18 protein-coding genes are annotated in these 19595 nt (G+C 64.3%); 15 read left to right on the forward strand and 3 right to left on the reverse strand.

Going from position 1 to position 19595, the window contains the following annotated elements; genetic code table 11:
• Window positions 1-6 precede the first annotated feature (6 nt).
• Genes EEB11_RS14685 through EEB11_RS14695 form a run of 3 tightly spaced genes read left to right on the forward strand, consistent with a single transcriptional unit; the run spans window position 7 to window position 2819 of the window.
• Window positions 7-1221, forward strand: coding sequence for an SAM-dependent methyltransferase (locus EEB11_RS14685; RefSeq protein ID WP_135432577.1), 1215 nt, complete (start codon window positions 7-9; stop codon window positions 1219-1221).
• Between the two features lie 25 nt (window positions 1222-1246).
• Complete coding sequence (locus EEB11_RS14690; protein WP_135432579.1) at window positions 1247-1693, forward strand: TrgA family protein; 447 nt, start codon at window positions 1247-1249, stop codon at window positions 1691-1693.
• 22 nt (window positions 1694-1715) lie between these two features.
• The gene (locus tag EEB11_RS14695; protein ID WP_135432581.1) at window positions 1716-2819 is read left to right on the forward strand and encodes an NUDIX domain-containing protein; all 1104 of its coding nucleotides are present in this window, start codon (window positions 1716-1718) and stop codon (window positions 2817-2819) included.
• A 65-nt stretch (window positions 2820-2884) separates the two neighbouring features.
• Here EEB11_RS14695 and EEB11_RS14700 read toward each other — a convergent pair whose 3' ends face one another.
• The 3 genes from EEB11_RS14700 to EEB11_RS14710 all read right to left on the reverse strand — a co-directional run bounded on the left by EEB11_RS14700 (window position 2885) and on the right by EEB11_RS14710 (window position 6258).
• On the reverse strand, window positions 2885-4054 hold the full coding sequence (locus EEB11_RS14700; RefSeq protein ID WP_245298926.1) for a Gfo/Idh/MocA family protein: 1170 nt from the start codon (window positions 4052-4054) through the stop codon (window positions 2885-2887).
• Between the two features lie 78 nt (window positions 4055-4132).
• Window positions 4133-5188, reverse strand: a complete 1056-nt coding sequence (locus EEB11_RS14705; protein WP_135432583.1) for a sugar phosphate isomerase/epimerase family protein — start codon at window positions 5186-5188, stop codon at window positions 4133-4135.
• Window positions 5185-6258, reverse strand: a complete 1074-nt coding sequence (locus tag EEB11_RS14710; protein ID WP_135432585.1) for a LacI family transcriptional regulator — start codon at window positions 6256-6258, stop codon at window positions 5185-5187. Before EEB11_RS14710 ends, EEB11_RS14705 begins: the two co-directional genes overlap by 4 nt.
• 309 nt (window positions 6259-6567) lie before the next feature.
• Here EEB11_RS14710 and EEB11_RS14715 point away from each other — a divergent pair, with 309 nt between their 5' ends.
• The 12 genes from EEB11_RS14715 to EEB11_RS14765 all read left to right on the forward strand — a co-directional run bounded on the left by EEB11_RS14715 (window position 6568) and on the right by EEB11_RS14765 (window position 19564).
• The gene (locus EEB11_RS14715) at window positions 6568-7800 is read left to right on the forward strand and encodes an ABC transporter substrate-binding protein (protein WP_135432587.1); all 1233 of its coding nucleotides are present in this window, start codon (window positions 6568-6570) and stop codon (window positions 7798-7800) included.
• Between the two features lie 72 nt (window positions 7801-7872).
• Window positions 7873-8763, forward strand: a complete 891-nt coding sequence (locus EEB11_RS14720; RefSeq protein WP_135432589.1) for a carbohydrate ABC transporter permease — start codon at window positions 7873-7875, stop codon at window positions 8761-8763.
• Complete coding sequence (locus EEB11_RS14725; protein ID WP_135432591.1) at window positions 8756-9673, forward strand: carbohydrate ABC transporter permease; 918 nt, start codon at window positions 8756-8758, stop codon at window positions 9671-9673. The genes EEB11_RS14720 and EEB11_RS14725 overlap by 8 nt, the downstream gene beginning before the upstream one ends.
• Window positions 9674-9680: 7 nt before the next feature.
• The gene (locus tag EEB11_RS14730) at window positions 9681-10760 is read left to right on the forward strand and encodes an ABC transporter ATP-binding protein (RefSeq protein WP_135432593.1); all 1080 of its coding nucleotides are present in this window, start codon (window positions 9681-9683) and stop codon (window positions 10758-10760) included.
• Window positions 10761-10844: 84 nt separating this feature from the next.
• Window positions 10845-11594: a sugar phosphate isomerase/epimerase family protein gene (locus tag EEB11_RS14735; RefSeq protein WP_135432595.1), complete on the forward strand. Its 750-nt coding sequence runs from the start codon at window positions 10845-10847 to the stop codon at window positions 11592-11594.
• A 3-nt stretch (window positions 11595-11597) separates the two neighbouring features.
• The gene (locus EEB11_RS20020) at window positions 11598-11810 is read left to right on the forward strand and encodes a hypothetical protein (protein WP_245298927.1); all 213 of its coding nucleotides are present in this window, start codon (window positions 11598-11600) and stop codon (window positions 11808-11810) included.
• Complete coding sequence (locus tag EEB11_RS14740) at window positions 11747-12733, forward strand: Gfo/Idh/MocA family protein (protein ID WP_245298928.1); 987 nt, start codon at window positions 11747-11749, stop codon at window positions 12731-12733. The genes EEB11_RS20020 and EEB11_RS14740 overlap by 64 nt, the downstream gene beginning before the upstream one ends.
• A 153-nt stretch (window positions 12734-12886) precedes the next feature.
• Window positions 12887-13546, forward strand: a complete 660-nt coding sequence (locus EEB11_RS14745) for a GntR family transcriptional regulator (RefSeq protein ID WP_135432597.1) — start codon at window positions 12887-12889, stop codon at window positions 13544-13546.
• Window positions 13547-13674: 128 nt separating this feature from the next.
• The gene (locus EEB11_RS14750) at window positions 13675-15066 is read left to right on the forward strand and encodes an aspartate aminotransferase family protein (protein ID WP_135432598.1); all 1392 of its coding nucleotides are present in this window, start codon (window positions 13675-13677) and stop codon (window positions 15064-15066) included.
• Window positions 15067-15255: 189 nt separating this feature from the next.
• Window positions 15256-16290 carry a cysteine synthase A gene (locus tag EEB11_RS14755; RefSeq protein WP_135432600.1) on the forward strand — a complete coding sequence of 345 codons (1035 nt, stop codon included), beginning with the start codon at window positions 15256-15258 and terminating at the stop codon, window positions 16288-16290.
• A complete protein-coding gene (locus EEB11_RS14760) occupies window positions 16287-18848 on the forward strand; it encodes a DUF3772 domain-containing protein (protein ID WP_210134431.1) in 2562 nt (853 codons plus the stop codon). The genes EEB11_RS14755 and EEB11_RS14760 overlap by 4 nt, the downstream gene beginning before the upstream one ends.
• Window positions 18845-19564 carry an alanyl-tRNA editing protein gene (locus tag EEB11_RS14765; protein ID WP_135432602.1) on the forward strand — a complete coding sequence of 240 codons (720 nt, stop codon included), beginning with the start codon at window positions 18845-18847 and terminating at the stop codon, window positions 19562-19564. The genes EEB11_RS14760 and EEB11_RS14765 overlap by 4 nt, the downstream gene beginning before the upstream one ends.
• Window positions 19565-19595: the final 31 nt, after the last annotated feature.

Below are 19595 nucleotides of genomic sequence, written 5' to 3' on the forward strand. Positions count from 1 at the left end.
GGGAAGATGGAATTTCTGACGACGACCAAAGGCCAGACCGGCCTGCCGCGCTATTTCACGCAGGCCTTTGCGGTGGCCAACCGCCTGGGCGAAGGCCGGCTGGATTTCGTGCTGCCCGACGGGCGCCGCTTCCGGCTGGAGGGCGCCAAGCCGGGGCCGGTGGCAGAAATTGTCATTCACAACAATGATCTGTTTGCCCGCATGATCCGCGAAGGCGATCTGGGGTTTTGCGATGCCTATCTGGATGGCTGGTGGTCCAGCCCCGATCTGCAGGCGTTTCTGGATCTGGTGCAGATGCAGACCAACAATCCGGTGCAGGACGGCTATCCCGGCATGGGGCTGCTCCGCGCCTTTGAAAAGATGCGCTTCTGGTTGCACTCGAACTCGCGCAAACAGGCGAAAAAGAACATCCACGCGCATTACGATCTGGGCAATGATTTTTACCGGCTGTGGCTGGATGACAGCATGACCTATTCCAGCGGGCTGTTCCAATCGGGGCAGGAGAGTCTGGAAAAGGCGCAGGAGCAGAAATACGCGTCGATGGTCGACCAGATGGGCGCGCAACCGGGCGAGCATGTGCTGGAAATCGGCTGCGGCTGGGGCGGCTTTGCCGAATATGCTGCGGCCAAACGCGGGTTGCGGGTGACGGCGCTGACCATTTCGCAGGCGCAATACGATTACGCGGTGGACCGCATGGCCCGTGCGGGCCTGTCGGACCGGGTGGAAATCAAGCTGCTGGATTACCGCGATGAGCGCGGCCATTACGACGGCATCGCCAGCATCGAGATGTTTGAGGCGGTGGGCGAGCGCTATTGGCCGACCTATTTCAACACCTTGCGCGACCGGCTGAAACCCGGGCGCCATGCCACGCTGCAGATCATCACCGTGCCCGATCACCGCTGGCCGGTCTACAAGCGCGGCGTTGATTTCATTCAGAAATACATCTTCCCGGGCGGTATGTTGCCCGCCCCCTTCCGCCTGAAGGAAGAGGTGGAAAAGGCGGGGCTCAGCCTGAAAGGGTCAATCGAGTTCGGCGAAAGCTACAGCCAGACCCTGCGGCGCTGGCACGAGGTGTTCAACGCCCGCTGGGACGACATCGCGCGGCAGGGCTTTGACGAGCGGTTCCGCCGGATGTGGAACTTCTACCTTGCCTCTTGCGCCGGAGCCTTCCGCGGCGGAAACTGCGATGTGACACAGATTACCGTGACACGCCCGGCCTGACGGTACGCGGCGGAAAGGGAGCAGGATGCCAACCGCCGCCAAACTGTTTGCCGCTATCGCCTTTGCCCTTGTCGCTGCCGTTGCCGCCCATTTCTATGCGCTGGATCTGCCCGAAGGCCGCAGCGCGGGGCTGCTGCGCGAGGTGAGCGCGCTGGTTGGCGCGGCCTGTGGCTGGGTGATCATGGGCAGGGCCGCGCACCGCAGCCGCAGCCGGGTTGATGCCATGGGCACCGGCATCCGCACCTCGCTGACCATTGTGGTGGTGGTGATGGTGATCTTTGCCATCGTCGATGTGCTGGGCCGCGCGATGAAGGGGCGGTACAAAACCCCGCTGGATGCCATTCTGGGGGTGTTTGAACAGGCGATGGTGCTGGCCCCGCCGCTGGCGCAGCCAGATGTCCTTGGGGTTCTGCTGCTGGGCGGGCTGATTGGCGGGGCGGTGGCACATTGGGCGGGCAAGCGGTGGAACTGACGCGCCAAGAAAGTTTTCACGGATGACCCTGATTTTTCTTTGCGGCCCGCTGTGCCACCGCCCGCTGCTGGATGTGATCCTTGGGGGCGATTTTGCGCTGTCGCCGGCCTTTGTTGGCGGTCGCGACGGCAGGCTGGTGGACGCGCCCGGCCATTTTGCGCTTGCGCCGCACCGGGGCGCCAAGGTGGAAGGCGCGGTGCTGGAGGCGCCAGCGCCACAGGCGGCGCGGCTGGCGTTTTATGCCAAGGCCACCGGGCTTGGGGCGCGGCAGGTGCGCCTGACCTCGGCCATGGGCACGGCACCGGCGATCACCTATGCGCTGACTGCCGGTCCGGCAGACATTGGCCCGTGGGACGCCGCGCTTTGGTTGGCCGATCACGCGGCGCTGGCGGTGGAAACCGCCGTGGAGGTGATGGCACGGTTCGGCCAGACCCCGCCCGCCCGCCTGCGTGCCCGGCTTGGGCCCATCAGGGTGCGCGCGGCCAGCCGGTTGCGGGCGCGGTCCGAACAGACCCCGAACGCGGTCCGCTCTGCGCCGGGGGACGTTGCGCTGCAGGCCGCGCGCCAGCCCTATGCCCATTTCTTCGCGGTCGAGGAATATGACCTGACCTTCCGCCGCTTTGACGGCACGACCAGCCCGCCGATCAACCGCGCGGTCTTTATCTCGGGCGATGCTGTCACCGTACTGCCCTATGATCCGGCCCGCGATCGGGTGCTGCTGGTGGAACAGGTGCGCGCGGGCCCTTTGGGGCGGGGCGACCCGAACCCCTGGCAGTTGGAGGCCATCGCGGGCCGCATCGACCCGGGGGAGACCCCGGAAGACGCCGCCCGGCGCGAAGCGGTGGAAGAGGCGGGCCTGACCCTTGGCCCCTTGCTGCCGGTGGCCAGCTATTACCCGTCACCGGGGGCCAAGACCGAGTTTCTTTATTCCTATGTCGCGATCACCCAACTGCCCGACGGGGCCGCAGGCGTCTTTGGCGTGGAGGATGAGGCTGAAGACATCCGCGGCCATCTGATCAGCTTTGATCAGGCCATGGCGCTGGTTGCGAGCGGAGAGGTGCAGAACGCGCCCTTGCTGCTGACGCTGCTGTGGTTGCAGCGCGAACGCGGGCGGTTGCGGGCCTGATACGGGATTGCCGGGGGCGCTGTCGGGCGCCTCCGGCGGGCGTATTTCAGCAAAGGTGCAATGCCTCAGAGGTTCAGCTTGACCCAGGCCGCGTTGCGGGCCGAGGACCGCACGCAGGCATCGACAAAGGCCACGCCCTCCAGCCCCTCTTTCAGGCCGGGGAAGGTGACGGCGGGGTCAAGCGTGCTGCCATCGCGCCGCGCGATGATGGCGCGGGCGGCTTCGGCGTAGATGTTGGCGAAGCCTTCCAGATAGCCTTCGGGGTGGCCAGAGGGGATGCGGGTCACGCGGCCGGCTTCGGGGCCGGACCCCGGCCCGCCCCGCGTCAGCCGGTATTTCGGCTGGCCCAGCGGGCCGACCCACAGGTAATTGGGGTTTTCCTGTTCCCATTCGATGCCTGCCTTGGTGCCATAGATCCGCAGCCGCAGCCCGTTTTCCTGCCCCGCCGCGACCTGGCTGCACCACAGCATCCCTCGCGCGCCGCCTGCATAGCGCAGCAGCACATGGGCGTTGTCATCCACCCGGCGGCCCGGCACGAAGGCCTGCAGATCGGCGGCCAGTTCTTCCACGCTCAGGCCAGAGACGAAATTCGCCAGATTGAACGCATGGGTGCCGATATCGCCGGTGCTGCCCCCGGCACCTGAGCGCGCAGGGTCGGTGCGCCAGCCGGCCTGTTTCTGGCCGGTCTCTTCCACCGGTTCGGCCAGCCAGTCCTGCGCATATTCCACCTGCACCAGCCGGATCTGCCCCAACGCGCCCGCCTTGACCATGGCGGCGGCCTGTCGGATCATCGGGTAGCCGGTGTAATTATGCGTCAGCGCAAAGACCACGCCCGAGGCCTCTGCCGCCTTTGCCAGTTTCTTCGCCTCTGCCAGAGTATGGGTCAGCGGCTTGTCGCAGATCACATGGATGCCGCGTTTGAGGAACTGCAGCGCCACCGGCGCGTGCATGTGGTTCGGCGTCACGATGGCCACCGCCTCGATCCCGTCGCGGCGCCGCGCCTCCTTTGAGGCCATTTCGGTAAAGTCGGCATAGGCCCGCGCCACGCCGAGATCGGCGGCAGAGGCGAGCGACTTTTCGGCATCTGATGAAAAGCACCCCGCCACCAGTTCGTACTGATCATCGATCCGCGCCGCAATCCGGTGCACCGCGCCGATAAAGGCATCGCGCCCGCCGCCGACCATTCCCAACCGGATGCGCGGTGCCCGCGCCACATGTGCCGCTGTGATGGCCATGTAAAAGCCCTCCTGATTTCATCTGTTCATAAATATCCCACGGGGGTGCGGGGGTGTGAAACCCCCGCGGCGCAACGGTCAGTCCAGCCCCAGCATCCGCCGGTTCGCGGCCCGGTCCGTCCCGGCCCCTGCGAAATCGTCAAACGCCTTTTCGGTCACCCGGATCATATGCGCACGCACGAAATCGGCCCCTTCGCGCGCACCGTCTTCGGGGTGTTTCAGGCAGCATTCCCATTCCACCACCGCCCAGCCGTCAAAGCCGTATTGCGTGAGTTTCGAGAAGATGCCGCCGAAATCGACCTGCCCGTCGCCAAGCGAGCGGAACCGCCCGGCCCGGTTTACCCAGGACTGGAAGCCGCCGTACACGCCCTGCCGCCCCGTCGGGTTCAGCTCGGCGTCCTTGACGTGGAACATGCGGATGCGGTCGTGGTAGATGTCGATATGGTCCAGATAATCTAGGTGTTGCAGCACATAATGGCTGGGGTCGTACAGCATGTTGGCGCGGGGGTGGTTGTTCACCCGGTCCAGAAACATCTCATAGCTGATGCCGTCATGCAGGTCTTCGCCGGGGTGGATTTCATAGCAGATGTCGACGCCACAGTCTTCGGCATGGTCCAGAATCGGCCGCCAACGGCGCGCCAGTTCATCAAAGGCTTCCTCGACCAGACCCGCCGGGCGCTGCGGCCACGGGTAGATGTAGGGCCATGCCAGCGCGCCGGAAAAGGTGGCATGCGCGGTCAGGCCAAGGTGTTTCGAGGCGGTCAGCGCCTTGCGGACCTGATCCACCGCCCATTCCTGCCGGGCCGCAGGCTTGCCGCGCACCGCCTCGGCCGCAAAGCCGTCAAAGGCAGAGTCATAGGCCGGATGCACCGCGACCAGCTGGCCCTGCAGATGGGTCGACAGTTCGGTGATGGCGATGCCATTGGCCGCGGCCACGCCCTTGATCTCGTCGCAATAGCCCTGTGACGCGGCGGCCTTGTCCAGATCGAACAGCCGCCCGTCCCAGCTGGGGATCTGCACGCCGATATAGCCGCAACCCGCCGCCCATTTGGTGATGCTGTCCCATGAGTTGAACGGGGCTTCGTCGCCCGCGAATTGCGCCAGAAACAGCGCCGGTCCCTTGATCGCCTTCATTGTCGTCCTCCCTTGTCATCGGTGCAGCGTTCCACCCGACCGGGCCGCTCCACTCCTTGTTTGGCCGGGGTGTCCCGGTGTTCGACGGCGGCGACCACGGCGCGCGCCAGAAACCCGCCCGCTTCGCGCACATCTTCATGCACGACCATGATCTCGCGGCGGAAGCGGTGCAGAAAGCGCAGCGCCTCTTTCGCCACCAGATCGAAGTCGCGGCCCAGCACCAGCCCCAGCGCTTCGGCCGCGTTCACCGCCGACATGGCGGCGGTGGTCGAGCCGCACAGCAACCCGTCGGGGCGCGGGGTGGCGCTGGCCAGATGCGCGCGCACCGCGTCTTCGATCACGGCGCTGCCGGAATCGGAATTGGCCGTCGTCAGCACCTCGAACGACAGCCCGTGCTGGCCTGCCGCCTGCACAAAGCCGGTGGTCATGTGGCGGGCATAGTTCTGGGTGCGCGGGGGGGGCACCAGCAGCAGGTGCTTGCGCCCGGCCTTTGCCAGTGCGGCAACCGCGATGGCGGCAAAGGTTTCGTTGTCGAAATCGTAATAGCTGTGCTCGATCTCCATCGTGGTGCGGCCATGGGTGGCAAAGGGAAAGTGACGCTCGGCCATATAGCGCACGCGCGGATCGTCGGGCTTGGTCTGGTTCAGGATGATGGCATCGGCACTTTCGGTTTCCACCAGATAGCGGATCGGGTCCATCGGGTCTTGATCGGCGAAATAGGGCGTGACGATCAGGTGATAGGCCGTGCCGCGCAGCGCGTTGGCGATGGAATAGATCAGCTGCGAGGTGTGGGTCATGCCATCGGATTCGGTGGACAGCACCAGCGCGATTACGTTGGTCTTTCCGGTGCGCAGGCGCACACCGGCGCGGTTGGGGCGGTAGCCCAGCCGCTTCGCCGCCTCGCGCACGCGGCGCTTGGTCGCCTCGCCGATGTCGGGGGCGTCCTTCAGCGCACGGCTGACCGTGGCCACCGCCAGCCCGGTTTCGGCGGCGATGGTTTTGAGCGTCGGGCGTTCATGCTCCGAATCAGGCAGGGCAGGGGGCAGGGGGGGGACGAGGCCGCCGGTCATGGGTTTGCTCCGCTGATGCGGCAGACAAGCTGGCCAGGCCGGAATGAGTCGGTGCAGTCCCCCCATGCTGCGCCTGCACGATGCTCCCCGGCACCGCAGGGCCTAAGCGCCTTGCGGTATGCGGAAAAACAGGGGGTGCGGCGCTGCGGCATGGGACAGTCTTTTCAGGTCAGGCGGGGCCGGGCAAGGCCGGAATTCCCCCTATTCAACGCCATGTAAGAACCGGTTCACAAGCGAAAAGAATGCTTGATCGGGAAAACTATAACGTTATAGAAATTACTATAACGATTTAGAAACCGGGAGGACTGCATGAAACCCTTTAAACTGGCGACGGCGCTGGTTGCGTCGGTGACGCTGCCTGCGGCGGCTTTCGCGACCGAACTTGATGTCACGCATTGGTGGACCAGCGGCGGGGAGGCCGCTGCTGTTGCCGAGATGGCCACGGCCTTTGATGCCAGCGGCAACAAATGGGTCGACGCGGCCATTGCCGGGGGCGGCAGCACCGCACGCCCGATCATTGTCAGCCGCATCCTCGGGGGGGACCCGATGGGGGCCTTCCAGTTCAATCACGGTCGTCAGGCCGAAGAACTGATCGAGGCGGGTCTGTTGCGTGACATCACCGCAGTGGCAGAGGCCGAAGGGTGGAAAGACCTGATCAACCCACCGTCGCTGCTGGATGCCTGCACCCTGGATGGCAAGATTTACTGTGCGCCAGTGAACATCCATTCCTGGCAGTGGCTGTGGCTGTCGAACGCGGCCTTTGAAAAGGCGGGCGTGCCTGTGCCGGCGAACTGGGAAGATTATGTCGCCTCGGCGCCAAAGCTGCGTGAAGCCGGTATCCTGCCACTCGCCCTTGGCGGCCAGGCCTGGCAAAGCGCCGGTCTTTTCAATGTGCTGATGGCCACGATCGCCGGACCGGACGTGCTGGCGAAGATCTATGGCGAAGGGGATGCCGAACTGGCCGCCGGAGAGGATATGGCGCGCGTCTTTGTCGCTGCCGCCAGTGCCCGCGACATGTCCAGGGGATCGAACATACAGGACTGGAACCTGGCCACCAACATGGTGATCACCGGTCAGGCCGGCGGGCAGATCATGGGCGACTGGGCGCAGGGCGAATTCGCGGTGGCCAATCTGGTGGCCGGAGAGGATTACACCTGCCTTCCCGGCCTTGGCGTGCGGTCGGTCATCTCGACCGGGGGTGACGCCTTCTACTTCCCGGTGATCGACGATCCGGCGATCACGGCGGCACAGGATGTGCTTGCGGCGACCCTTCTGAAGCCCGAAACGCAGGTGGCCTTCAACCTCAAGAAAGGCTCGCTGCCGGTGCGTGGCGACGTCAATCTGGAAGCGGCCAATGACTGCATGAAAAAGGGGCTCGAAATCCTTGCGGCAGGTGACACCATGCCTGATGTGAACATGCTCAACACCGAAGACACGAACAACCAGCTCAACGATCTGTTCGTGCAGTTCTTCCAGGATGGATCGATCACCCCCGAAGCCGCTCAGGCGAGCTTTGTGCGGATCGTCGAAACCAAGGACTGACATCGGGAACCGGCCCGCCCCCTTCGGCGGGCCGGTTCTTGCTTGTCACGATCCGCTGTCCGGAGAACGCCCATGGCTTTGCGCCGCCCCAATCCCTTGTTCCGAAATCTGGCCGCCAAGGCTGCCGCCGTTCCCATGATTCTGGCGACGCTTGTTGTCTTTCTGGGGGGCACAATCTGGACCGTGGTCCACAGCTTCACCAATTCCCGGCTGCTGCCCCGGTTCAACTGGGTCGGCTTTGACCAGTACGACCGGTTGTGGGAGTCGACGCGCTGGATCGTGTCGATCCAGAACCTGATGATCTACGGGTCGCTCAGCCTTGTGTTTTCCGTGGGCATCGGCCTGCTGCTGGCCATTCTGATGGATCAGAAGATCCGCTATGAAGATACCTTCCGCACCATCATGCTGTACCCGTTCGCGCTGTCGTTCATCGTGACGGGACTGGTCTGGCAATGGATTCTGAACCCCGATTTTGGCATCCAGTCCATTGTGCGCGGGCTGGGCTGGGAAAGCTTTACCTTCAATCCGCTGCACGATCCGCAACTGGTGCTGTACGGGTTGCTGATTGCCGGGCTGTGGCAGGGCACCGGGTTTGTGATGTGCCTGATGCTGGCGGGTCTGCGCGGCATTGACGAGGATATCTGGAAAGCCTCACGCGTGGACGGCATTCCGGCGTGGAAGACCTATCTGCTGATTGTGCTGCCGATGATGCGCCCGGTGTTCATCACCACGCTGGTCATCGTCGCCGCCGGGATCATCAAGCTGTATGATCTGGTCGTCGCCCAGACCTCTGGCGGGCCGGGAAATGCCAGTCAGGTGCCTGCGATGTATGTCTATGACTACATGTTTCAGGCGCAAAATCTGGGTCAGGGCTTTGCCGCCTCGACCATGATGCTGCTTTCTGTGCTGATCGTGCTGATCCCATGGGCTTACCTTGAATTCGGAGGCCGCAAACATGGCTGACGCCACCCTGAACACGCCCGCCCGCAGCATCACAGAGGCGCGCGGCACCAAGCCCAAGCGCGCGCTGTCGGGCCGCAACATCATGATCTATGGCACGCTGATCGTGTTCAGCCTGTATTACCTGTTGCCCCTGTGGGTGATGGTGATGACCAGCCTGAAGGGCATGCCCGAGATTCGCATGGGCAACATCTTTGCCCCGCCGGTGGAGATCACCTTTGAGCCTTGGGTGAAGGCATGGTCACAGGCCTGCACCGGGCTGAACTGCGATGGGTTGTCGCGCGGGTTCTGGAACTCGGTCCAGATTTTGATCCCGTCGGTGATCCTGTCGATCGTGGTGGCGAGCGTGAACGGCTACGCGCTGACCTTCTGGAAGTTCAAGGGATCGGACATCTTCTTTACCATCCTGATCTTCGGTGCCTTCATCCCCTATCAGGTGATGCTGTATCCCATCGTGATCCTGCTGCGTGAGATGGGGCTTTATGGTTCGCTTTGGGGTCTGGTGCTGGTGCACACGATCTTTGGCATGCCGATCCTGACCCTGCTGTTTCGCAACTACTTCTCCACCATCCCCGAGGAATTGTTCAAGGCCGCCCGTGTTGACGGGGCCGGGTTCTGGGCGATCTATGCCAAGATCCTGATGCCGATGAGCCTGCCGATCTTTGTCGTGGCCATCATCCTGCAAGTTACTGGTATCTGGAACGATTTTTTGTTCGGCGTGGTCTATACCCGGCCCGATCTGTACCCGATGACCGTGCAGTTGAACAACATCGTCAACTCGGTGCAGGGGGTCAAGGAATACAATGTCAACATGGCCGCCACCCTGCTGACCGGGCTGGTGCCGCTGTTCATCTACTTTGTCTCCGGCAAACTTTTCGTTCGCGGCATCGCCGCCGGTGCCGTGAAAGGCTGACCTGCACATGACCAATTCTATCGAAGTCAAAGACCTGACGCTGAACTTCGGCGCGGTGTCGGTGTTGAAAAACATGAACCTGAACGTCGCGGAAGGCGAATTCGTGGTGCTGCTGGGGCCATCGGGCTGTGGCAAATCCACGCTGCTGAACTGCCTTGCAGGGCTGTTGGAGATCACCGATGGCCAGATCTTCATCAAGGGCAAGAATGTGACATGGGCAGAACCAAGCGCGCGCGGCATCGGCATGGTGTTCCAGTCATACGCGCTTTATCCGCAGATGACCGTGCGCGGCAACCTGAGCTTCGGGCTGAAGAACGCGCGTGTGCCGCGCGACCAGATCGAGGCGAAGGTGGCCCGTGCCGCCGAGATCCTGCAGATCGGCCCGCTTCTTCACCGCAAGCCCGCCGCCCTGTCGGGCGGGCAGCGCCAGAGGGTGGCCATTGGCCGCGCTTTGGTGCGCGATGTCGATGTGTTCCTGTTTGATGAACCGCTGTCGAACCTTGATGCCAAGTTGCGATCCGAACTGCGGGTGGAGATCAAGCGCCTGCACGCGAAGCTGGGCAACACCATGGTCTATGTCACCCATGATCAGATCGAGGCGCTGACGCTGGCCGACCGCATCGCCGTGATGCGCGGCGGCATCATCCAGCAACTGGCCGCGCCGCAGGAAATCTACAACCGCCCCGCCAACCTGTTCGTGGCGGGGTTCATCGGCAGCCCGTCGATGAACTTTCTGCACGGGGCCACGGTGGATGGCGGGCAGGCGTTCCGTCTGGGCGATCTGCACCTGTCGCTGGCAGGGTATGAGGGCGGGATGATCGGCACCCGCGACAAGGTTATCCTTGGCCTGCGCCCTGAACATCTGGTGGTGCAGGATCAGGCCGAACCGGGGGTGACCATCCCGGCAGTGGTCGAACTCGATGAACCGATGGGCGCGGATTCGCTGGTCTGGCTGCAGGCCGCAGGCACGCAGATGTCGGTGCGCGTGCCGGTTGAGCGGCGCATGGCCCCGGGCACGCCGGTGCATCTGCGGGTCGATATGGCCAAGGCCAGCCTGTTTGACGCCGCCACCGAGGCCCGGGTCTGAACGCCATGATCCCGCCGCGCCCCCCGTGACCGCAGGCTCTGCCGTCGCCGTACACGCCAGAAATACCCCCCGAAAGGACACGATATGTTCTCCTACCAGCTCTACTCTTCCCGCAACTTCCCGCCGATGTCGGCCACGTTTCAGATGCTGGCCGAGGCGGGATATACCGCCGTCGAAGGCTATGGTGCGCTTTACGCCGATGACGCGGCGGTCGAGGCGACCAAGGCCGGGTTGGCCGCGACCGGCCTGACCATGCCGACCGGGCATTTCAGCCTGACCATGCTGGAGAACGAGGCGCCAAAGGTGTTGGCCATTGCCAAGTCGCTGAAGATGCAGAAACTCTATTGCCCCCATATCGGGCCGGATGACCGCCCGACCACCGGCAAGGGTTGGCATGATTTCGGTGCGCGGCTGGAAAAGGCGGCGCAGGTCTACCGGGCCGAAGGCTATGGTTTTGGCTGGCACAACCATGATTTCGAATTCCGCCCCACCGCCGATGGCGCGGTGCCGCAGGAAGAAATGTTCGATGGCGGCCCGCATCTGGAATGGGAGATCGACGTGGCATGGGTCATCCGGGGCGGGGCGGACCCGCTGGTATGGATCGACCGCTACAAGGACCGGATCACCGCCGCCCATGTCAAGGACATCGCCCCGCAGGGCGACAACGCGGATGAGGATGGCTGGGCCGATGTCGGCCATGGCACTGTGGATTGGCCCGCCATCATGGCCGCCCTGCGCGCGATCGGCGTGCGGCATTTCGTGATGGAACATGACAATCCATCCGACGCCACGCGCTTTGCCACCCGCGCCATCACCGCTGCCAAGGGGTTTTGAACCATGACGAATATGGGTCTGGGCATCATCGGATGCGGCAATATCTCAACCAGCTACCTGCGGCTGGCCCCCCTGTTCAAGGGGCTGGAGGTGCGGGCGGTGGCCGATGTGACTATGGATGCCGCGCGCGCGCGCGCGCGGGCGAATTCAACGTGGCGGCGCAGTCGGTGGATGCGTTGCTGGCAAACCCCGATGTCGATGTGGTCATCAACCTGACCGTGCCCGACGCGCATTTCAGCGTGACCAAACGGATACTGGAGGCGGGCAAGCACGCCTATTCCGAAAAACCGCTGGTGCTGACGCTGGCCGAAGGTGAGATTTTGCGCGCTCTGGCTGCCGAAAAGGGTCTGGCTGTGGGTTGCGCGCCCGACACCTTTCTGGGCGGCGCGCACCAACAGGCCCGCGCGCTGCTGGATGAGGGCAAAGTGGGTGAAATTACAGCCGGTTGCGCGGCGGTGTTGAACCATGGGATGGAACATTGGCACCCCAACCCCGATTTCTTCTTTTTGCCGGGGGCGGGGCCGATGCTGGACCTTGGCCCCTATTACATCGCCAACCTGATCAACCTGCTGGGCCCGGTGCAGCGGGTGGGTGCGCTGACCAGTTCGGCGCAAGGTGCGCGCACCATCGCCAACGGGCCGCGCATGGGGGAGTCTGTGCCGGTCAGGACGCCCACCAACATCCACGCGCTCTTGCAGTTTCACAACGGGGCGACGGTCAATCTGTCCACCAGCTGGGATGTCTGGCACCACAAACGCAACCATTTTGAACTCTATGGCACGGAAGGCACGCTCTATATCCCCGACCCGAATTTCTTTGGCGGCACGGTCGAGATCGGGCACAAGGATGGCACGCTGGAACAGGTGGTGCCGTGGGAGCATCCATTTGGCGTGCCCAATCAGGACCATCCGAAACAGGGCGCGCTGGCCAATTACCGCACCGCCGGGCTGGCCGATATGGTGCAGGCCCTGATGGCGGGCCGCGACGCGCGCTGTTCGCTGGACCGGACCCTGCACGGAGTCGAGGTGATGACCGCCTGCCTGCAATCGGGCGAGAGCGGCGGGTTTGTCACCCTGACCACCACCTGCACCCGGCCAGAGGCGCTGGGTATTGACGACGCCCGCGCGCTGCTGGTGTGATCTTGCGGGTCGGGGGCATTCACCGAATGCCCCCGGTTCTGCGACGGGTTGCGACACTGGGAGCGCCGCGCCCGATTATCGGGGCCGCATTTGATCACAACTTGATTGCTGCGCCGAACCCGTCATAACAGGACAAAATGCCGGGGGGGCCTGATGGACGCGGACAGCCGCAAGATACCGACGCACGAGGTCACCTACGCGCTGCTGCGTGACATGATCCTGTTCGGCCATCTGGAACCCGGTGCGGCGGTGACCATTCAGGGTCTGATCGCCGATCTTGGGGCCGGCATGACCCCGGTGCGTGAGGCCATCCGCCGCCTGACGGCCGAGGGCGCGCTGGAACCGCAGGGCAACCGCCGGGTGGCCGTGCCCGGCATGACCGGTGGCGTGCTCGATCAGGTCGCCTTCGCCCGGCTGACCATCGAACCCAAGCTGGCCGAGATGGCCGCATCCCACCTGACCCCCGCCCTGATCGGCCAGTTGCAGGCCATCGACAACACCGTCGACCGCGCGATCCGCATGGGCGACATTCCCGGCTATCTGCAATCCAACCACGCCTTCCATTTCTGCCTGTACGAGGCGTCGGATGCGCCGGTGCTGGTCGACATGGCCCGGTCGATGTGGCTGCGCTTTGGCCCGTCTTTGCGCGTCGTCTGCGCCCGCTTTGGCAGTGACGCCCTGCCGGACCGCCATTCAGAAGCTCTGGCTGCGATGCGGGCGGGCGACGCAACCGGCCTGCGCGACGCGATAGAGCGTGACATCGCCCAGGGCGTCGATCAGGTCCGGCTGGCGCTGTCGCAAGGCGGGATCTGACGACGACGCCCCCGCCCGCGCGTCCGGCCCCCATAATTTGATCAAATTTCTTGAACCGCGCCGCGTTTGTCCCTATCCTTGGGGCAAGCCGGGGCCCGTTGCCCTGCTGATTCCGAAGGGGCATGGCCATGAACATGATCACAAATCACCTGCCGACCGCCGAGCTTCAGGCTCTGGACGCCGCGCATCACATGCATCCGTTCACCGATGCGAATGGTCTGGCGGCCAAGGGCGCGCGGATCATTACGCGCGGCAAGGGCGTCTGGCTGACCGACAGCGAAGGCAACCGGATCATCGATGGCATGGCCGGTCTGTGGTGTGTGAACATCGGGTATGGCCGCAAGGAACTGGCCGAGGTGGCAGCGCGCCAGATGGAAGAGCTGGCCTATTACAACACGTTTTTCCAGACCACCCATGTGCCCGCAATCGCCTTGGCCGCCAAGATTGCAGAACTGGCGCCGGGCGATCTGAACCATGTGTTCTTTGCAGGATCGGGGTCCGAGGCGAATGACACCAATATCCGCCTTGTGCGGCGCTATTGGGATGTGAAGGGCCAGCCGGAGCGGCGCATCATCATCGGGCGCAAGAACGGCTATCATGGCTCGACCATGGGCGGCGGCAGCCTTGGCGGCATGGCCCCGATCCATTCGCATGGCGGCATGATCGACGGCATCGTGCACATCGACCAGCCCTATTGGTGGGGCGAAGGCGGCGATATGGACGAGGCGGCCTTTGGTCTGGAGCGCGCGCAGCAGCTTGAGGCCAAGATCCTGGAACTGGGGGCCGACAAGGTTGCGGCCTTCATCGGCGAGGCGGTGCAGGGTGCCGGCGGCGTGATCATCCCGCCCGCCACCTATTGGCCGGAAATCCAGCGGATCTGTGACAAATACGGCATCCTGCTGATTGTGGACGAGGTCATCACCGGCTTTGGCCGCACCGGCAACTGGTTCGGCAGCCAGACCTTCGGCATCAAGCCGCATATCATGACCATCGCCAAGGGTCTGTCCTCGGGCTATCAGCCGATTGGCGGGTCGATTGTCTGTGACGAGGTGGCGGCAACCATTGCCGAGGGCGGCGAGTTCTTCCACGGCTATACCTATAGCGGCCACCCGGTGGCGGCGGCGGTGGCGTTGGAAAACCTGCGCATCTTGCAGGATGAAAACATCGTCGACCATGTGCGCAACGTGGCGCACCCCTACCTGAAGGCGCGCTGGGATGCGCTGGCCGACCACCCGCTGGTGGGCGAGGCCAAGCTGGTCGGGCTGATGGGGTCCATCGCGCTGACGCCGGACAAGGCATCCCGTGCCAAGTTCCCCGGCGAGCAGGGCACCGTGGGCTTCCGCTGCCGCGAGCGGTGTTTTGCCAACAACCTGATCATGCGCCATGTCGGCGACCGGATGATCATCTCGCCGCCGCTGGTGATCACCACGGATGAGATCGACATTCTGATCGACCGCGCAACCACCAGTCTTGATGAATGCTATGCGGGTCTGAAGGCCGACGGACTGATGACGGCCTGACGGTCACAAGCCGCACGCTCTTTGCAGTGCACCTTTCTGAAATACTCCCGCCGGAGGTTCCCCGGCCTGCACAGCGCGCGTCCCTTACGGGTCGCGCGCTGTTCTCTTTCGCGTGCGCAGACGTGCGGCGCTGCTTGAGGTTGGTGCGCGCATTGCCTACACATAAGGCAATGGACAAGAGGGCCGCTCATGCGCATTCATTCCGATCTTGCTGACACCATCGGCAACACCCCGCTGCTCAAGCTGAAACGTGCGTCCGAGATGACGGGCTGCACCATCCTGGGCAAATGCGAGTTTCTGAACCCCGGTCAGTCGGTCAAGGACCGCGCCGCGCTGTATATCATCCGTGATGCGGTGGCGCGCGGCGATCTGAAGCCGGGCGGCACCATTGTCGAAGGCACAGCGGGCAACACCGGGATCGGGCTGGCGCTGGTGGGGGCCTCGATGGGGTTCAAGACGGTGATCGTCATTCCTGAAACGCAATCTCAGGAAAAGAAAGACATGCTGCGGCTGGCGGGGGCAGAACTGGTGCAGGTGCCGGCGGCCCCGTACCGCAACCCCAACAATTATGTGCGCTATTCGGGCCGTCTGGCCGAGGCGCTGGCACGGACCGAACCCAATGGCGCGATCTGGGCCAACCAGTTCGACAATGTGGCCAACCGTCTGGCGCATATTGAAACGACGGGGCCGGAGGTCTGGGAGCAGACCGGTGGCCGCGTCGATGGCTTCATCTGCGCGGTGGGGTCGGGGGGCACGCTGGCGGGTGTGGGTATGGCCTTGCAGCCGAAGGGTGTGAAGATCGGGCTGGCCGACCCCGAAGGGGCGGCGCTGCATGCGTTCTACACCACGGGCAAGCTGGAAAGCCCCGGATCGTCGATCACCGAAGGCATCGGGCAAGGGCGGATCACCGCCAACCTTGAAGGCTTCACCCCCGATTTCAGCTATCGCATTCCGGACGCCGAGGCGTTGCCGCTGGTGTTCGACATGCTGGTGGAGGAAGGGATCTGTCTGGGCGGGTCATCGGGCATCAACATCGCGGGCGCGATCCGCATGGCGCGCGAAATGGGGCCGGGCCACACCATCGTGACCATCCTGTGCGATTATGGCAACCGCTATCAGTCCAAGCTGTATAACCCTGCCTTCCTGAAGGAAAAAGGCCTGCCGGTTCCGGTCTGGCTGGATCAGGCCCCCAAGGCCTTGCCCAGCGTGTTTGAGGACGCATGACCCTGCCACGGTGTTCTGGTCTGGCACGGGCGCTTTTTCTGGCGCTTGTTCTGGCTGTTTTGCCTGTCGTCGGTCTGGCCCAGTCCACCGGGCAAACCGGGGTTCCGCCCCGGGGGCAATCCGGCGAGGTCCAGCCGCAGGCAGCGGCGGTTCCGGCAGAGCCGGAGCTGGACTATGCGGCCTGGGAGGCGGTTGCCGAACAGGCCGAAACCGCGTTGGAGGACAGTGCTTCCTCTGCCGCCGTTCTGGACGCGCTGCGCGTGCAACTTGTGGAGTGGCGGTCATCCCTTCTGGCCGCGCAGGGCACCAATTCGGCGCGGATTGCCATCCTGCGGCAGCAGATCACAGCCCTTGGGGCCCTGCCGGCAGAGGGCGAAACCGAAGCGGAAGAGATTGCCGCGCGGCGGGCCGAACTGAACGGGCAACTGGTCCGGCTGCAGGCACCGGGTCTTGCGGCGGAAGAGGCCTACCTTCGGGCTGACGGGTTGATTGCAGAAATCGACCGGACGCTGCGTGAGCGGCAGGCCGATGAACTGCTGCAACTGTTCCCCAGCCCGCTGAATCCGGCCAACTGGCCCGAGGCGGCCCGTGTGCTGACCAGAGAAGTAACAGGCATCTGGGCCGAGGCACGGCAGCGATGGGCAGCACCCGCGGCAAGTGAAACGCTGGTCAACAATCTGCCTGCCATCGTTCCGCTGCTGGTGTTCAGTCTTGTGATGATCTGGCGGGGCAGGCCACTGGTTGAACGGCTGGTGGCGCGGATCAACAAGCGCTGGTCGGCGCGGGGCGTGCGGGTTGCAACGCTGGTGTTGTCATTGGGGCAGATCGTGGCACCGAGCGCGGGCGTGATTGCGCTGTCGCATGCGCTGCGTCTGTCGGGGATGTTCGGGATCAGGGGCACCCTGTTGCTGGAAGCGCTGCCTGCCGCCGGGATCGTGCTGTTTACCGCCGTCTGGCTGGGGTCGCAGCTGTTTCCGCGTGACCATGATTTCCTGCCGATCCGTCTGAGCGATGAGGGCCGGACCGAGGGGCGGTTGATGACGGCGCTTTACGGCGTGTTGCTGGCGGTCAATGCCCTGCGTCTGGCGTTGATCGATCATCAGCCCCTGTCCGAAGCGGTGCGCGGCATTCTCGCTTTTCCGACCATTATCGTCGCGGCGGTTTTGCTGGTGCGGATCGGGCAACTGATCCGCCGGTCCGTTGGCCCGGACCATACCGGCGATGACGAGGTCGGGTTCCGCAACCGCATCGTGTCGCTTCTGGGGCGCGGCGCGGTGTTGATAGGGGGTGTCTCGCCGCTGCTGGCGGCAATTGGCTATATACCCGCGGCCGAGGCTTTGGTGTTTCCAGCGGCCACCTCGCTGGGGTTGCTGGGGCTGCTGTACATTCTGCAGATCCTGGCAAGCGATATCTATGCCGTGATCACCCGCAACGAAGACGGCGCGCGCAACGCGCTGGTGCCGGTGCTGGTGGGCTTCGGGCTGGTTCTGGCGGCCATGCCGGTGTTCGCGCTGATCTGGGGGGCGCGGCTGGCGGATCTGACCGAGATGTGGACGCGGCTGCGCGAGGGGTTCACGCTGGGCGAAACCCGGATTTCTCCCACGGATTTCCTGTTGTTTGCGGTGCTGTTCGGCATCGGCATCATGGTCACCCGGTTGTTTCAGGGGGCTTTGCGCGGGTCGATCCTGCCGCGCACCAGTCTGGATCAGGGCGCGCGCAACGCGCTGATTTCCGGCGTGGGCTATGTGGGCATCTTTCTGGCCGGGCTGATTGCGATCAATTCCGCCGGGATCGATCTTTCGGGGCTGGCCATCGTGGCCGGGGCCCTGTCGGTCGGCATCGGCTTTGGCTTGCAGAACATCGTGTCGAACTTCGTGTCGGGCATCATCCTGCTGATCGAACGCCCGGTCAGCGAGGGCGACTGGATCGAGGTTGGCGGAGTGCAGGGCAAGGTCAAGTCGATCTCGGTCCGCTCGACCCGGATCGAGACCTTTGACCGGACCGATGTGATTGTGCCCAATACCGATCTGGTGGCGGGGCAGGTCACGAACTGGACCCGGTTCAGCCTGTCGGGGCGGTTGATCGTGCCGGTGGGGGTGGCCTATGGGTCGGATACCCGCAAGGTGACACGGGTGTTGCAAGAGATTGCCGAAGCGCAGCCTCTGGCCATTCTGAACCCGCCGCCACTGGTCGTGTTCATGGCCTTCGGGGCGGATTCGATGGATTTCGAGATCCGGCTGATCCTGCGCGACGTGAACTTTTCCCTGTCCGTCCGCAGCGAGATCAACCACCAGATCGCACAGCGCTTTGCCGAAGAAGGTATCGAGATTCCCTTTGCGCAATCGGATGTCACCATCCGCAACGCCGCCGAGGTGGCCGAGCTGCTGCGCATGTTGCCGGGTCTGTCGGGGGCCGCCTTGCAAGTCCCAGCGGCAGAGGCCGCTGCGCCTGCGCCCAAAGAGGCCGCGCCTGAGGCCAAACCAGCAGGACCGCTGCCCCGCGACCAGTCACCGGGCGAGGGTCTTGGCGATGCTGACAGCGGAGGCGGAAGAGCATGACAGAATTGGTGTTCCGCGACGATGCCTATTGCCAGCAGATCATCTCGTGCGTGACCGGCCATACGCCCGAGGGCGGCATCCTGATCGACCGGTCGGTGTTCTACCCCACGGGGGGCGGGCAGCCCGGCGATTCCGGCTGGGTGGCTTGGCAGGGCGGGCGGCTGACCATTGCAACGGCCGTCAAGGTGGAAGGCGGGCAGGTCGCGCTGGTGCCCTCCGAGCCGCTGGCCCTGCCGCCGGTCGGCACGGTGCTGACCCAGCGGCTGGACTGGACCCGCAGGCACCGGCACATGCGAATGCACACCGCGCTGCACCTGCTGTCGGTGGTGATCCCCCTGCCGGTGACCGGGGGGCAGATCGGGGCAGAGCGCGGCCGGCTGGATTTCGACATGCCCGATCCGCCGGCGGATAGCGCCATGCTGACGGAGGCGCTGTCTGCTCTGGTCGACCGCGATCTGCCGGTCACCGATGAGTGGATCACGGATGAGGCCTTGCTGGCCAATCCGGGGCTGGTCAAGACCATGTCGGTGATGCCGCCGATGGGGCAGGGCCGGGTGCGGCTGGTGCGGATCGGGCAGGGGGCTGTGCCGGTGGACCTGCAGCCCTGCGGTGGCACGCATGTGGCCCGTACCGGTGAAGTTGGCCGCGTCGAGATCAGCAAGATCGAAAAGAAGGGGCGTCAGAACCGCCGCGTGACCCTGACGCTGGGGATATGAGAGCGGGGGGCAGCCTGTTGCGGTTGGCACG

Origin of the sequence: Pseudotabrizicola sediminis, assembly GCF_004745575.1 — a bacterium.
Lineage (GTDB): Bacteria > Pseudomonadota > Alphaproteobacteria > Rhodobacterales > Rhodobacteraceae > Pseudotabrizicola > Pseudotabrizicola sediminis.